The sequence below is a fragment of the Streptomyces sp. NPDC088810 genome, from assembly GCF_044750305.1.
In the GTDB taxonomy this organism is placed as follows: Bacteria; Actinomycetota; Actinomycetes; order Streptomycetales; family Streptomycetaceae; genus Streptomyces.
On sequence record NZ_JBIVJQ010000001.1, the window covers coordinates 1,057,955 to 1,072,951 of the forward strand.

A 14,997-nucleotide genomic window follows, 5' to 3' on the forward strand; every position below is an offset into this window, starting at 1 on the left:
GAAGGCGACAAATCGGGCAAATTACCGACGTCCGGTTGGGGGACCGCCTACCCCTGGCTAACCTGCCGGTATGGCCCTCGGAACCGCATCCACCAGGACTGATCGCGCACGCACCGTGCGCGACATGCTCGCCGCCGGCAAGACGACGTACTCGTTCGAGTTCTCGGCGCCGAAGACCCCCAAGGGCGAGCGGAACCTGTGGAGCGCGCTCCGGCGGGTCGAGGCGGTCGCCCCCGACTTCGTCTCCGTGACCTACGGTGCCGGCGGCTCCACCCGCGCGGGCACGGTCAAGGAGACCGAGCAGATCGTCGCCGACACCACGCTCACCCCGGTCGCCCACCTCACCGCGGTCGACCACTCCATCGCCGAGCTGCGCAACATCATCGGCCAGTACGCGGACGCCGGCATCCGCAACATGCTCGCCGTGCGCGGCGACCCGCCCGGCGACCCGATGGGCGAGTGGGTGCCGCACCCGCGGGGACTGACCTACGCCGCCGAACTCGTCCGGCTCATCAAGGAGTCGGGCGACTTCTGCGTGGGCGTCGCCGCCTTCCCGGAGATGCACCCGCGCTCCGCGGACTGGGACACCGACGTCGCCCACTTCGTGGACAAGTGCCGTGCGGGCGCCGACTACGCCATCACACAGATGTTCTTCCAGCCGGAGTCGTATCTGCGGCTGCGCGACCGTGTGGTGGCCGCGGGCTGTGACACCCCGGTGATCCCGGAGGTTCTGCCGGTCACCAGCGTGAAGATGCTGGAACGGTTGCCGAAGCTCAGCAACGCCCACTTCCCGGACGCCCTCAAAGAGCGGATCCTCACAGCGAAGGACGATCCGGCGGCGGTACGCTCCATCGGTATCGAGTTCGCCACGGAGTTCTGCGCTCGGCTGCTGGCCGAGGGAGTGCCCGGACTGCACTTCATCACGCTCAACAACTCCACGGCGACCCTGGAAATCTACGAGAACCTGGGCCTGCACCACCCCCCGCAGGCCTAGACCGGCCGCACCGCGATACGACACACTGCGTAGCGGTCACTGGGAGAGGGGCGTACATGGGCTGGACGGTCCTCTACATCGCGTTCGGCGGCGTCGCGCTGTGGTTGCTGGGCGAGGTGCTGCTGCAGTACAAGGCGCGGCTGCGCTGGCGCCTCCTCGCCTTCGCCGGCTTCCTCGGCGTCGTGCTGGGCGTGCTGATGCCGTCCGTGATCGTGATCGGGCTGGGCGCGATCGCCTTCGCCGTCGGCCAGACCTACGTCACGCTGTCGTTCCGCCGCGGCTTCGCCTCCGGCTGGGCGGTCAAGCGGCCCGAAGCCGGGGCCGGCGGCGGCAGCAAGCGCCGCCGCGGCCGGGCGGACCGGACCGGGGCGGACCGGCAGGACGCGGCCGAGTCCGCCGCGACCGCCGACGGCCAGGCTCACGACCAGGGCGGATACGGCTCCGGCCGGACGCACGGCGACTACGACGACGACTACGACCGCGACGACGTCTTCACCCCGGCCGCCTCCCGCACGGCCGAGCCCACCGCCGCCGAGACCACCGCCGTCTACGAGCCGCAGCCCCTCCCCGACGACACCGGCACCTACGGCGTCTACGGCGACCCCGCCCACGCGAACCCCGCCCCCGCGGGCACCGCTCAGCAGAACTACGCCTACGACTACTCCGGCTACGGGCAGCAGGACTACGGCTACGACACCGCGGGCCAGCAGAGCTACGCCAACTATTCCGACCCGTACATCGGCAACCAGGCCTACGGCTCCTACGACCAGGGATACGGCCAGCAGTACGGGCAGCAGCAGGGGTACGCCCAGGACCCGTACGCCACGGGCGGTTACGGCGAGACCCCGGCCGGCGGGGTGTGGGTGCCACAGCAGCGCACCGACGAGACCTACGGCGGCGAACTCCCGCAGGAGCAGCCGTACCCGCACACCACGGGCGGCCAGCAGCCGCAGCCCGGGGTCGGGTACGACGAGCAGTACCGCTTCTGAGGACCCGCGCGGCGCGAGCCCGTCACTGCGAGCCGCGGAACTCCGGCCCCTCCACGATCAGTCCGGCCACCAGCGCACCCGACATGCCGGCGTGCGGAAGGCCGCCGCCGGGGTGCGCCCAGCCGCCGACCGCGAACAGGCCCGGCACCGCCGTGGTGTTGGCCGGGTGCAGCACACCCTCCGGCCCGGCCAGCGCGGGCGGCGGAACGGCACCGCCCGTGGCGCCCGTCTCCCGCTCGGTGTCCAGCGGGGTGCGGATCTCCCGCCACAGCACCCGCTCGCGCAGCCCCGGTACGGCACGCTCGGCGGCGGCCACCAGCCGGTCGGCGAATGCATCGGCGGCCCCCGGCGCGGCCCAGTCGTACTCCGCGGCGGACGGCACGGTCGCCGTCAGCACCACGGACTCGTGCTCCGCGTCGGGGCGCAGGGCCGGGTCGTCCGGCCGGTCCACGACGACCTGCGGCAGGTCGGGCAGCACCCCGTGCCGGAACAGGTCCAGGTCCCCGTCGGCGTCGGCCGCGTGCACCACCGTGCGGTGCACCGCGCCGGACTCCCGCGCCCCGCGCAGCGCCAGGCACACGACCACCCGGCCCGGGTAGCGGTCCTCGGGGTCCGGGGGCACGTCCCCCGCGCCGTACAGCTCCCGGTCCGGGAGCAGGCCGCCCAGCCGCCACGGGCCCGCGCCGACGACGAAGTCCGCCTCGGCCACCGTCCGGTCGGCCAGCTCCACCCCGGCCGCCCGGCCGTCCTTCTCCAGGACCCGGACCACTTCGGCACCGAAGACGAACTCCACCCGGCGCTTCAGGCACCGCTCGTACACCGCGCGCGCCAGCTCCCGGACTCCGCCGCGCACGTACCAGGTGCCGAAGGCGTGCTCCATGTACGGCAGCACGGCCGCGCTCGCCGGAGCGATGCCGGGGTCGACGCCGTACGCGAGCGCGTACCCCTCCAGCAGCTGGATCAGCCGGGGGTCGCGCAGCTCCCGTGTGCCGATCTCGAACAGCTTGACCACACGGTGGGTGCGCAGCAGCCGCTTGTACCGGGTGCCCGGATACGGTTCCTTGTCGACCAGCACCTCCCAGTTGGGCCACAGCGGCTCCTCCAGCAGCGGCCGGCGGGTGCGGTCCCAGGCCTCGCGGGCGCGCACCAGGAAGTCGCCCCAGCGCTCGCCCGCCCCCGCGCCCAACGCCTCGTCCAGCGCCGCGACCACGCCCGCGCGGGAGGCGTTCGGCAGCGACACCTCCGTGCCGTCCGCGAAGACGTGCCGCGACGAGGGGTCGACCTGGACCAGCTCGACGCAGTCCTCCAGCGGCTCCTTGCCGGTCTTGAGGAACAGATCGCGGTACACGGCGGGCAGCGTCAGCAGTCCCGGGCCCGTGTCGAAGCGGAATCCCTCCCGCTCGAACCGGCGCACCGCACCGCCGTACGTCTCCGTGCGCTCGTACACCACCACCCGGTGGCCCGCGACGGCCAGCCGGGCGGCAGCCGCCATCGCGCCCATCCCGGCGCCGATCACCGCAATCCGTGCCATGCCTGCGACTTTATCGACCGCCGCCGACAACGCGGCCGCCGGGCGGCCCGGGCGCGTGGGCACGGGCGCGGACGGCTGAGTACACGTACTCAGACCGCGAGATGAGTACGCGCGCGGATGGGGCGCGGGCCGCCGGAACGAGAGAGTGGAGGCACGGCAGGGGGCGTGGCCCGGCACCGCCGACACGGGGCGGCGGAACGGCGCCCGCCCGCCGGCCGCTCCTTCCGCCGATCCGTCGGCGGAAGCGAGACACGGGGGCCCTGGGGAGAGACCACCACGGGGGTCCGCACGGGGGAGCCCGTACACGGGGGAGTACGGGAAGGAAGTACGGGGGCAACGGGGGAAACACCGGGAGAACGGGGATCACGGGGGATCACGGGGGATCACGGGGGAATCCCGGTGGCACACGGGGGAAACGAAGGCGCCGGTCCGGCAGCGGACCGGCGCCTTCCTCGTGTGCCTCGTGTGCCTCGCAGGCCTTGCAGGCCTTTCGTGTGTCTTTCAGACCGTGCCGCTGACCCGTCCCTGGAGCAGCCGGGACAGGGCCGCGTGGACGTCGTCCAGGGAGCGCTCCGGCTGGAAGGACTTCCAGTCCAGCGCGGCCACCAGGACCATGCCGACCAGCGCCGCCGCCGTCAGCTGGATGTCGATCTCGTCGCTGAACTCGCCGGCCGCCACGCCCTCGCGCAGCACCCCCTCGACCACCGCGACCGCCTCCTGCCGCACCACCATCAGGGTGGACTGCCAGGCCCGGTTGGTGCGCCACAGCTCGGCGACGTACAGCTGGGTGAAGGCCGGGTAGCGGTCGATGAAGACCAGTCCCGCGCGGACCATCGCGTCCAGCGCGTCCACCTTGCTGCCGCCCTCGCGTGCCGTCTGCTCGGCCGCCTCCTTCAGGGAGGCGGTGAGCAGGCCGACGCCGTGCCTCAGCAGCTCCTCGAAGAGAACGGATTTGCTCGCGAAGTTGTAGTAGACCGTGCCCTTCGCGACCCCGGCCCGCTCGGCGATCTCGTCCACCGTGGTCGCGGAGAAGCCCTGCTCGGCGATGAGGGTGACGGCCGCCTCGTAGAGCTTCTGCCGGGTGGCCTCGCGGCGCGTGCTGCCGCCGGCCTTGGCGCTGCTGCTTTCCATGGCCCCGATTCTCACAGGTACGCGCGCGTGCGGACGCCGCCCCCGGATCACAGGCTCAGCTCCGGGTGCAGCCGGTCCGGCGTCCACACCTGGCGGCGGCGGGCCGCCAGCGCGGTCAGCGCGAGCGCGCCGGCGGTGAACGCGGCGAGCACTCCGCACGCCTGCCACACCGGGCCGAGCCCGCCGCCAGTGATCAGCCGGCGCAGCGCCTCCACGATGTAGCTCATCGGCAGGAACGGGTGGATCGCGTTGAAGAAGCCCGGGCTGGTCTGCACGGGATAGGTGCCGCCCGCAGAGGTCAGCTGGAGCATCAGCAGCGCGAGCACCAGGATCCGGCCCGCCGGGCCGAAGCGGGCGTTCAGCCACTGCACGATCGCCGCGAAACACGCCGTGACCAGGCACAGGAAGCCGATCGTGCCGGCCGCCCGCAGCATCTGCAGCCCGATCGCCCAGTGCAGTACGGCCATCAGCGCGGCCACCTGGAGCACGCCCACCGCGACCACCGGCAGCCAGCCGGCCAGCGCGATCCGCCACGCGGAGGAGCCGGCCGCGAGAGCCCGCCGGTTGAGCGGCGGGATCAGCATGTAGGCCACCATCGCGCCGACCCACAGGGACAGCGGGATGAAGTAGGGGGCGAACCCCGTGCCGTAGTTCGGTGCCTTGTGCAGGTCGTGGGAGGCCAGCTGGACCGGGTCGGCCATCACGCCGGTGCGCCGGTCGCGGTCCTGCTTGTCGTAGTCCGGGATCTTCTTCGCGCCCGAGTGCAGCCCGCCGGCCAGCTTCCCGGAACCGTCCGAGAGCTTGTACAGGCCGCCGTTCAGGGTCTCGGCGCCCGACTTCGCGGTGCCGATGCCCTGGTCCAGCGTGACCGCGCCGGTGTGGGCGGTGCCGATTCCGGTGTGCAGCTTCTCGGCGCCGGCGGCGACCTTCTGCGCGCCGGTGTTCAGCTTGTTGATCTTCTTGACGGCGTCGTCGACGTCCTCGTACAGGTGCGGGGCGCGTGCGGCGAGGGCGTCGGCCTGCTTCTGCAGCGTGCCGAGGTTGTCCCGCATCGTCTTCAGATCGCCGTTCTGGTCGGCGATCAGCGTGTTGAGGTCGTCGGCGACGGTGGCCACCTCGGCGGCGGCCGTCCTCGCCCGCTTCAGCTCCGGGCAGGCCGGGTCGGGGACGGTCACCCCCTCGCAGCGCTCCCGGTAGATCTTGTCGAGGAGGGCGGAGGACCCGTGAGCGATCTTCGCGGCGGCCGGCGCGCGCTTCACCAGCACGTCCAGGTTGTCCTTCACCGCCTTCGCCGAGTCGGAGACCAGCCGGGCGGTGTCCCCGATGGTCTTCTCGTTGGTCTTCAGGAACGGGCCCGCCTCGGCGTAGACGCCGTTGACCTTGTCGGCGAGCGCCTGGGTGCCGTCGGCGACCTGCCGCGAGCCCTGCTGGAGGTCGCCGGAGCCGGTGTCGAGCTTCTCGAGGCCCTTGGCCAGCTTGCCGCTGCCGCCCTTGGCGTCCTTCAGCCCGTCCGCGAGGTCCTTGGAGCCCTTCTCCGCCTTCCCGATGCCGCTGTTCAGCTTGTCCGCGCCCTGCGCCGCCGTGACGGTCTTGTCGTGGATGTCGGAGAAGGACACGAAGATCTTGTCCAGGAAGCCCCGGGAGGCCTTCTTGGACGCGGCCGAGCGCACCTCGCTGAAGACGGTGCGGGAGATCTGGCCGACGATGTAGTTGTTCGCGTCGTTGGTGCGCACCCGGAGGGCGCCGGTCTCGGGGGAGTCGCCCGAGCTGGAGGCGATCCGGCGGCTGAAGTCGGCCGGCATGGTCAGCGACAGGTAGTAGGTGCCGTCCTCGACGCCCCGGCGGGCCTCGTCGTCGCTCACCTCGTGCCACTCGAAGCTCCGGCTGTCACGCAGCCCGTCGACGATGTCGTCCCCGGCGGTGATCTTCTTCCCGCCCGCCGTCGCGCCCTTGTCGTCGTTCACCAGGGCCACCGGGATCCGGTCCAGACGGCCGTACGGGTCCCAGAAGGACCACAGGTACAGGGCGCCGTAGAGCAGGGGCAGCACGAGCAGCGCGACCAGGGCGGCGCGCGGCAGTTTCCCGCGCCCGAAGCGCCTCAGCTCAAGCGCGGCCAGCCTCGGTGAGCGCATCGCCGGCTTCCTCCTTCTTCGGCTCGGACTGCTCGGGCTCGTTCCCGGGATCCTTCTCCGCTTCGTCCTCCGGCCCGGGCTTCCGACGCTCGGCCCTCGTCCGCTCCGTCCGCACGGTGACGCAGTCCTCGGGGGCGGTGCGGCACACCGCGACGACCGTCGTCCCCGCGCGCGAGAGGGACCGCAACACGTCCCAGATCCCGCCGCGTTCGGCGTCCGAGAGCTTCATGTCGATGTCGTCCACGCCGAGCAGCCGGGGCCGGCCGAGCAGGGCCAGCGCGAGCGACAGCCGCACCTCCTGCGGCCGCTCCAGGTCGCGTACCGCCGTCCGGGAGCCCTTCGGGAGCGTCTCCAGGTCGAGTCCGGCGGCGGCCAGGGCCGCGTCGACCCGCAGCCGCGCCTCGTGCGCGCGCTGGGCGCGGGGCCGCAGCAGCTCGCGCAGGGAGTCGTCGAACCGGCGCTGCAGCAGGGCCCGCTCGCGCAGGTGCTCGCCGACGGTGAGGGCCGGCTCCAGGTCGGTCACGCCGCTCACGTTGGCCACCGCGCTGACCCGGCGCAGGGCCGCCATGTGCCGGGGGAGTTTGAACCCGGCGACAGCGGCCACTCCTTCGGTGGGCTTCATCCGTCCCGTGAGCGCGAGCAGCAGACTCGTGCGGCCGGAGCCGGACGGTCCCTCGATTGCGATCAGTGAGCCGGGCTCCGCGTCCAGGGTGATGCCGCGGAAGGTCCACCCCCGTGGCCCCTTGAGTCCGAGGCCCTCGGCCCTGAGGTCCGCGCCGACCGTGGCGTCCACTGGCCCCCCTGTGTGGCAAATTTGAACTGACTGGTCAGTGCAAAAATACGCCCGAACCTACGCTCGAGGCAAAGGCCCAGGTCAGAACGGATTGTCAGTGGCATACCGCACGATGGGCACATACGGCATTCGTGCCGTCACCCAGACGACAGGAGGTTCGTCATGGCCCACTCGTCCGCAGCCGCCGCCCGCCGGCGCCGCGCCACCGGCCCTGCCCCCTCACTGACCGGCCCGGCGAGCGACGTGCACCCCGTGCTCCGCCGGGCCACGGCCCCGCCCGCCGCCCTCGACCTGCTCGCCCAGGCCCGGGCCGGCCTGGAGGAGGCCACCGTCCTGGACACGCCGAACGAGCGCTATGCGACGGCCCACCTGGCCGCCCTGCGCACCGCCGCCGCCGTGCTCGCCGCCCGGGGCCGGCCCGAGACCTCCCCGCGTCGCCGGGCCCGCATCCGCAGCGCCTGGGAGGTGCTGCCCGAGATCGCGCCCGAGCTGACCGAGTGGAGCGCGCTGTTCGCCTCGGGTGCCGCGCGCCGGGCCCGCGCCGAGGCGGGCATCCAGGGCGCCGCCGGGCAGCGGGACGCCGACGACCTGATACGGGACGTGGCGATGTTCCTCCGCATCGTGGAGCGGATGCTCGTCCTCCAGCCCGTCCTGCCCCAGCCCCGCCAGGACACCGACACCGACACCGGCACCGACAGCGGCACCGGCGCCGACGGCCCGGGGAAGGGAGGCGGATTACCGGACGCGGGCTGACCGCGCACAGGTCGTACGCCGCCGCGGTGACCAGGCACGGCACGGAAGCAATAGGGTGGACCTCTCCTGACGTTCGCCCTGCCGAGGAGTCATCTCGTGTCGGACCCGACGCGCCCCCGCGCCTCTCTCCGTACCGCCGTGGTCTGGGAGGTCCTGCAGGACGCCCTCGACCGCCGGGTCAAGGCCACGGGCCGGGACTCGCTGGACGTCCTCGACACCGGCGGCGGCAGCGGCAACTTCGCCGTGCCCCTGGCCCGCCTCGGCCACCGGGTCACCGTTGTCGACCCCAGCCCCAACGCCCTGTTCGCGCTGGAGCGCCGCGCTGCCGAGGCCGGTGTCGCCGACCGGGTCGCGGGCGTCCAGGGCGACGCGCACGGCCTGTTCGACGTGGTCGAGCGCGGCGGCTACGACGCCGTCCTGTGCCACGGCGTCCTGGAGTTCGTGGACGACCCGGCCGAGGGCGTCCGCAACGCGGTCGCCGCGCTGCGCTCCGAGGGCGTGCTGAGCGTCCTCGCCGCCGGTCTCGGCGGAGCCGTGCTCGCCCGCGCCCTCGCCGGCCACTTCACCGAGGCCCGGCAGGCGCTCCGGGACCCCGCCGGCCGCTGGGGCACCGGCGACCCGGTGCCCCGCCGCTTCACCGCCGAGCAGCTCACCGCGCTCGTCGAGGGCGCCGGCCTGCGCGTCGGCGCGGTGCACGGCGTGCGCGTCTTCGCCGACCTCGTGCCCGGCGTCCTGGTGGACACCGAGCCCGGCGCCCTGGACGCGCTGCTGAAGCTGGAGGCCGCGGCGGCCGAACTGCCCGCCTTCCACTCCGTGGCCACCCAGCTGCATGTGCTCGGCGAGACGAGGGGTGCCGCCGAGGCCTGAGCGGCCCACCGGCACCGGACCGCACCACCGAGGCGAGCCGCTGATCAGCGCCTCGGCAGCGGATGGAGTACGCCACAAGCCCCCCGATCGAGGGGTTTGCGCCGTATGATCGAGGTACGCCACCCGGCATGACGGGTCGGCCGCCGGGGAATGGAAGCCTCAGCGAGCCGGGACGGCCATGGCGGTTTCCGGTTGGCCGATTGGCGTAGAGGGGCGGGTTTCACGGGGGCGATTCCCTGCCTATCCTGAAGGGACCCCCCGGGTCGCCCCCGGCGACTGCACGATGAGGAGGACTCCGTGCCGCTCTCTGAGCACGAGCAGCGAATGCTTGAGCAGATGGAGCGAGCGCTGTACGCCGAAGACCCCAAGTTCGCGTCGGCGCTTGAGGGAAACGGGCTGCGGACGTACACCCGGCGGCGGGTCTACCAGGCGGTCGCAGGCTTCCTCGCGGGTATCGCGCTCCTCATGGCCGGAATGGTCGCGCAGCTGATCTGGGTCAGCGTGGTCGGTTTCCTCGTCATGCTGGGCTGTGCCGTGCTCGCCGTCACGGGCTGGCGCAAGGCCCCGAAGCCTGGGGAGCAGCCCCCGGCCGGAATGCGCGGTCCGGCGCGTCCCAAGCGCTCCATGATGGACCGGATCGAGCAGCGCTGGCAGCGCCGCCGGGACGAACAGGGGCACTGATCCCCGGCGCTTCCCGCGCCGGCCACAGCAGACACGCGTGAAGGGGCGGCCACCATCCGGTGGCCGCCCCTTCACGCGTGCGCTCAGCCCCGCTGTCCGGACGGCCGGCGCAGCGCCGGCCGGGCCGCCGCGGCCCGGGTCCGCAGCGCCGACCAGCGGGCCGACACCGCCCACAGCACCCGGACCGAGGAGCGGGGCAGGAACAGCGCCCGCAGCCGCGTCCCGGTGCTCACCCCGGCCCGCAGCGCCTCGGTCACCCGGCGCACGTCCTCCGCCGCTCCCGCCGCCGGGCGCGGCCTGGGCGCGTACAGCACCTGCTCCACCGCGTCCGCCAGCCGGTGCACGGCGGTCCCGGCGGCCGCGTCGAGGTGCCCGAGCCGGACGATCCGGTCGGCGGCCTTGCGCGGGGTCAGCGACTCGTCCGGCGGGATGCCGTGGTCCCAGGCGCTGTCGGTCAGCTCCTGCCAGGCCGCCAGGGTGTGTACCGCCGCGCCCTCCGCGGTCCGGGCGTGCCCGCCCAGCCGCTGCGCGCGCACCCGCTGCCGCCACAGCATCGGCGACAGCGGAACCGTCAGGACCAGCAGCGCGCCCAGGGCGATCAGCAGCCAGCCCCACCAGTCCGTACCGCTGCCGCCCTGGTGCGGGGCCGCCGCCGCGGACGGGCTGCCGCAGGCCTGGAGTCTGCGCAGGTCACTGCTGCAGCTCTCGCTCGGCGAGGCCGAGGCCGACGGCGCCGACGACGCGCCCTTGGACGGCAGCGCCTCCTCCGGCAGCGAGCTGCCCGGGGTGTCCGGCTGGGTGTACGACGGCGTGGTGCCGCGGGTCGGGGTCGGCTCGAAGCGGGTCCAGCCCACGCCCTCGAAGTACAGCTCGGGCCAGGCGTGCGCGTCCTTCTGGGTCACCGCGATGGTGCCGTCGGCCTGCACGGTGCCGGGCGCGAAGCCCACCGCGACCCGGGCCGGGATGCCGAGGGTGCGGGCCATCGCCGCCATCGCGAAGGAGAAGTGGACGCAGAAGCCCTCCTTCTGCTTCAGGAAGTTCGCTATGGCGCCGGGCCCGTGGCCCACCTTCACCGAGGTGTCGTACTGGAAGCCGCCGCTGACGGCGAACCAGTCCTGAAGCTTGACGGCTTCCTCGTAGTGGCTGTCCGCGCCCGCGGTGACCTGCTTGGCGGTGCGCTCCACCACCGTCGGCAGCGAGGACGGCACCTTGGTGTACTCGCTCTGCAGCGCGGCCGGCGGCTGCGGCGCGGCGGCCAGCTGCCGCGCGGTCGGCTGCACGTCCAGGCTGGTCACCTGGTAACTCGCGCCACGCGTGGTCTGGCCGCGGTCGCCGACGAGGGTCATCCCGACCGGCTCGTACCGCCACCGGCCGCCGACCTTCACCTCGTTCGGCGGGTAGGGCATCGGCAGCCAGTTCTGGGCGTACCAGTCGGCCGCCCGGACCAGCGTCCGCACCGTGCCGCGCTTGACGTCCGGGCCCAGGCCGACGGGCGTGGGCAGCTTGTCCGGCACGCCGACGATGTGCCGCTGGGCCGGCGTCCAGGTGGTGCCGTCGAACTCGTCCAGGGAGACGATCCGCAGATACAGGTCGGAGATGTCGTTCGTGTCGGTCCGCAGGGTCAGCACCTGGCGGTCGTCGTTCGTGTTCAGGTTGTCGCGCAGCGACACCAGCGGGTTGACCGCCGAGATCGTGCCCCCGTCGCCGTGGCCCGCCCCCACGCCGGTGCCCGCCGCGTCCAGCAGACCGCCGTGCATCGCGGGCAGCGCAAGGGGCACCATCAGGGCAACGCCGAGCGCGACGGCGCCGATCCGCCGCCCGGTGCGCACCGGCGCCACCGCTCCCGTCTCCGGGGAGCCCGGGCCGCGGGGCGCGCCGCCGAAGACGCGGCCCCACTGGGCGAGCCGGTCCCGGCCCTCCGCGAGCAGCAGCATCAGATAGCCGGCCGCCGCCACCAGGAACCACAGCCAGTCGGCGCCGCCGTCGGACAGGCCCGCGGCCACCGAGTACAGCGCGAGCAGCGGCAGCCCGGCCGGGGCCGCGCTGCGGACGGTCACCGCGAGCACGTCCACCAGCAGCCCGATGACCAGCACGCCGCCGATCAGCATCAGCTTGATGCCGTCGGTGAGCGGCGCCGGTATCGCGTACCGGCCGACGTCGTCCGCGCCCTGCTGGAGCAGCTCGGCGAGGTACCGGAAGGTGTCCGGGCCGGGGACCAGACCGGCGATCGCGTGCTGCCGGGCGAAGACCAGGGTCAGCAGCACCAGCGTGACCAGGGCCTGTGCCGCCACCGTCAGCAGCCGGCCCAGCGGCACCCGCCGGGCCGCCGCGCCCACCCCGGTCTGCACGGCCACCAGCGGGACCAGCTGCAGCAGCCAGGTCGGCTCGGCGACCAGCGGCAGCAGCGCGCAGGAGGCCATCAGGGTGGCCGCCGCCGCACACAGCGCCAGTCGCGCCCGCCCGCTCATCCCCGTGCCTCCCCGCTCACGGCGGCCAGGCCGGAACGCTCCCGGTCCGCCTGCCGCCACAGTTCGTCCATCGAGGCGCCGCGCGGCACGCTCAGCGCCGTCCAGCCCGCCTCGCGCAGCATCCGCAGCCGCTCCGCGTGCCGGTCGCCCGGGCGGGGCACGTCGGTCGCCTCCCGGGTCCAGGTGTCGGGGTCCAGCACGAAGGCGACGGCGCCGCCGCTGCGCCGGCTCATCTTGGCGACCGTCGTCGCCTGCTCCTCGTCCAGGTCACCGAGGAAGGCGATCAGCAGCCCCTCGTTGCCGCCGCGGAGCACGTCGTACGCCCGGGACAGGCCCGTGCCGTCGGAGTAGTCGATCACCGCGAGGGTGTCCATCATCAGCCCGGCCGCGTCCGCGGTCTCCTGGCCGGTGCCCGCGAACCCGTCGGCGCCCTCGCCGGGCACCGCGCTGCCGCTGTCGGTCAGCAGCCGTACCGAGAAGCCGCGCTCCAGCATGTGGACCAGTACCGAGGCGGCACCGGAGACGGCCCACTCGAAGGCCGAGTCCGCGCCCGCGCCCTCGTAGGCACCGCCGCGGGTGTCCAGCAGGACGGTGCAGCGGGAGCGCCGGGGCTGCTCCTCGCGGCGCACCATCAGCTCGCCGTAGCGCGCGGTGGACCGCCAGTGCACCCGGCGCAGGTCGTCGCCGTAGCGGTAGCCGCGCGGGATCACGTCGTCCTCGCCGGCCAGGGCCAGCGAGCGCTGCCGCCCGTCGCCGTACCCCTGGGCCTCGCCGCCGAAGCGGACCGGGGCCAGCGGCTCCACGCGAGGTATCACCGTCAGCGTGTCGCACGCCGAGAAGGAGCGGGTCAGCTCGCACATGCCGAAGGGGTCCGTCAGCCGCAGCTGCAGCGGGCCCAGCGGATAGCGGCCCCGCAGGTCAGAGCGGACCCGGTAGGACACCTCGCGGCGGCCGTGCGGCTCCACCCGGTCCAGCACGAACCTGGGCCGCGGCCCGAGGACGTACGGCACCCGGTCCTGGAGCATCAGCAGGCCGGTGGGCAGCCGGGACACGTTGTCCATGCGCAGGTGCACCCGGGCCTCGCTGCCGGCCGGTACGCGCGCGGGGGCGAGACGGCGGCTGGCGGCCACCCGGTAGCGCGTGCGGTACAGCACGGTCGCGCAGATCAGGGGCAGGACGGCGAGCAGCAGGCCGACCCGCAGCAGCTCGCTCAGGCCCAGCACGAACGCGCAGATCGCGGCGGCGATCCCGGCCGCGAGGAAGGAGCGGCCCCGGGTGGTGAGACCCGCCAGGGCCGTACGGACCCCGCTCGTCTCCCCGCGGTCGGCCTCCGCCGGCGCGGTCCCCCCGGTGCTCATCACAGACTCCGCGGCGGCTGCTGGGGATAGGCCGGGATGGTGCGGCCCAGGCCGCCGAAGCCGCTCTGCCGCCCCGGCGCGGCGGGCACCGGGGTGTGCTGGAGGATGTCCAGCACCACCTGCTCGGCCGAACGGCGGTTGAGCTGGGCCTGGGCGGTGGGCAGCAGGCGGTGGGCGAGGACGGCGACGGCGAGTGCCTGGACGTCGTCCGGCAGCGCGTAGTCCCGGCCGGCGAGGGCGGCGGAGGCCTTGGCCGCGCGCAGCAGGTGCAGGGTCGCCCGCGGGGAGGCGCCGAGTCTGAGGTCGGGGTGGGTGCGGGTGGCGGCGACCAGTTCGACCACGTACCGCCGGACCGCCTCGGAGACGTGCACCCCGCGGACCGCCTCGACCAGCTTCACGATCTCGTGGGCGTGCGCCACCGGCTGGAGGTCCTCCAGCGGGCTGACCCCGCCGTGGATGTCGAGCATCTGCAACTCGGCCTCGACGCTCGGGTAACCCACGGAGACCCGGGCCATGAAGCGGTCGCGCTGGGCCTCGGGCAGCGGGTAGGTGCCCTCCATCTCGACCGGGTTCTGGGTGGCCACCACCATGAAGGGGCTGGGCAGTTCGTACGTCTGCCCGTCGATGGTGACCTGGCGCTCCTCCATGGACTCCAGCAGCGCGGACTGGGTCTTCGGCGAGGCGCGGTTGATCTCGTCGCCGATCACGATCTGCGCGAAGATGGCGCCCGGCTTGAACTCGAAGTCCCGGCGCTGCTGGTCCCAGATGGACACGCCCGTGATGTCCGAGGGCAGCAGGTCCGGCGTGAACTGGATGCGCCGCACCGAGCAGTCGATGGACCGCGCCAGCGCCTTGGCGAGCATCGTCTTGCCCACCCCGGGGACGTCCTCGATCAGCAGGTGGCCCTCGGCGAGCAGCACGGTCAGCGCGAGCCGTACGACCTCGGGCTTGCCCTCGATCACGCCCTCCACCGAACCGCGCACCCGCTCCACCGTGGCGGTCAGATCATCCCCCACCCTCGAATACGCTCGGGCGGGGGCGCCCCCATGGCTCGCTGGATCGTCATAGGTCGACACCCGGCCCTCCTCGGCCCGTTCTTTCCGGGCCGACGCTCTCTGCGCGAAACCGGCCCACCCCGAAACACGGACACCACGCGGAAAAAGTTCCGCGTGACGTCACACCCCGCATTCTTGCTGCCGTTACCGATTCGTGTCACTCGCCTGTGGACAACTGCCCGCCGGATGTCGGTCTTACGGCCTTTTCGACCGTGTTTTCGAACCGCTCGCTACGGGACGGCCGG

General features: G+C 73.4%; 12 protein-coding genes. 5 read left to right on the forward strand and 7 right to left on the reverse strand.

Annotated elements, in window-relative coordinates; all coding sequences use genetic code 11:
- The first annotated feature begins 70 nt into the window (after nucleotides 1-70).
- On the forward strand, nucleotides 71-994 hold the full coding sequence (gene metF / locus ACIP4Y_RS04860) for a methylenetetrahydrofolate reductase [NAD(P)H] (protein WP_358637523.1): 924 nt from the start codon (nucleotides 71-73) through the stop codon (nucleotides 992-994).
- 56 nt (nucleotides 995-1,050) lie between these two features.
- Nucleotides 1,051-1,983: a hypothetical protein gene (locus ACIP4Y_RS04865; RefSeq protein ID WP_401387733.1), complete on the forward strand. Its 933-nt coding sequence runs from the start codon at nucleotides 1,051-1,053 to the stop codon at nucleotides 1,981-1,983.
- A gap of 22 nt (nucleotides 1,984-2,005) precedes the next feature.
- Here ACIP4Y_RS04865 and ACIP4Y_RS04870 read toward each other — a convergent pair whose 3' ends face one another.
- From ACIP4Y_RS04870 to ACIP4Y_RS04885, 4 genes are all read right to left on the reverse strand, one after another.
- Complete coding sequence (locus ACIP4Y_RS04870) at nucleotides 2,006-3,514, reverse strand: phytoene desaturase family protein (protein WP_401387736.1); 1,509 nt, start codon at nucleotides 3,512-3,514, stop codon at nucleotides 2,006-2,008.
- A 501-nt stretch (nucleotides 3,515-4,015) separates the two neighbouring features.
- Complete coding sequence (locus tag ACIP4Y_RS04875; protein ID WP_358637517.1) at nucleotides 4,016-4,645, reverse strand: TetR/AcrR family transcriptional regulator; 630 nt, start codon at nucleotides 4,643-4,645, stop codon at nucleotides 4,016-4,018.
- A 47-nt stretch (nucleotides 4,646-4,692) separates the two neighbouring features.
- Entirely contained in the window at nucleotides 4,693-6,777 is a 2,085-nt protein-coding gene (locus ACIP4Y_RS04880; protein WP_358637515.1) for a YhgE/Pip domain-containing protein, read from the reverse strand.
- Entirely contained in the window at nucleotides 6,749-7,570 is an 822-nt protein-coding gene (locus ACIP4Y_RS04885) for an ATP-binding cassette domain-containing protein (RefSeq protein ID WP_401387740.1), read from the reverse strand. The genes ACIP4Y_RS04880 and ACIP4Y_RS04885 overlap by 29 nt, the downstream gene beginning before the upstream one ends.
- 162 nt (nucleotides 7,571-7,732) lie before the next feature.
- On the opposite strand from ACIP4Y_RS04885, the gene ACIP4Y_RS04890 reads away from it, so the two are divergent.
- From ACIP4Y_RS04890 to ACIP4Y_RS04900, 3 genes are all read left to right on the forward strand, one after another.
- Complete coding sequence (locus ACIP4Y_RS04890) at nucleotides 7,733-8,323, forward strand: SAV_6107 family HEPN domain-containing protein (protein WP_401387742.1); 591 nt, start codon at nucleotides 7,733-7,735, stop codon at nucleotides 8,321-8,323.
- Nucleotides 8,324-8,419: 96 nt separating this feature from the next.
- The gene (locus ACIP4Y_RS04895) at nucleotides 8,420-9,190 is read left to right on the forward strand and encodes a methyltransferase (RefSeq protein ID WP_401387745.1); all 771 of its coding nucleotides are present in this window, start codon (nucleotides 8,420-8,422) and stop codon (nucleotides 9,188-9,190) included.
- A gap of 297 nt (nucleotides 9,191-9,487) precedes the next feature.
- On the forward strand, nucleotides 9,488-9,871 hold the full coding sequence (locus tag ACIP4Y_RS04900) for a DUF3040 domain-containing protein (protein WP_358637508.1): 384 nt from the start codon (nucleotides 9,488-9,490) through the stop codon (nucleotides 9,869-9,871).
- An 83-nt stretch (nucleotides 9,872-9,954) separates the two neighbouring features.
- On the opposite strand, the gene ACIP4Y_RS04905 is transcribed toward ACIP4Y_RS04900, so the two are convergent.
- The 3 genes from ACIP4Y_RS04905 to ACIP4Y_RS04915 are packed head-to-tail and all read right to left on the reverse strand — an operon-like array spanning nucleotide 9,955 to nucleotide 14,773.
- On the reverse strand, nucleotides 9,955-12,339 hold the full coding sequence (locus ACIP4Y_RS04905; RefSeq protein WP_401387749.1) for a DUF3488 and DUF4129 domain-containing transglutaminase family protein: 2,385 nt from the start codon (nucleotides 12,337-12,339) through the stop codon (nucleotides 9,955-9,957).
- Nucleotides 12,336-13,697 carry a DUF58 domain-containing protein gene (locus ACIP4Y_RS04910; RefSeq protein WP_401387752.1) on the reverse strand — a complete coding sequence of 454 codons (1,362 nt, stop codon included), beginning with the start codon at nucleotides 13,695-13,697 and terminating at the stop codon, nucleotides 12,336-12,338. The genes ACIP4Y_RS04905 and ACIP4Y_RS04910 overlap by 4 nt, the downstream gene beginning before the upstream one ends.
- Nucleotides 13,697-14,773: an AAA family ATPase gene (locus ACIP4Y_RS04915; protein ID WP_401387755.1), complete on the reverse strand. Its 1,077-nt coding sequence runs from the start codon at nucleotides 14,771-14,773 to the stop codon at nucleotides 13,697-13,699. The genes ACIP4Y_RS04910 and ACIP4Y_RS04915 overlap by 1 nt, the downstream gene beginning before the upstream one ends.
- Nucleotides 14,774-14,997: the final 224 nt, after the last annotated feature.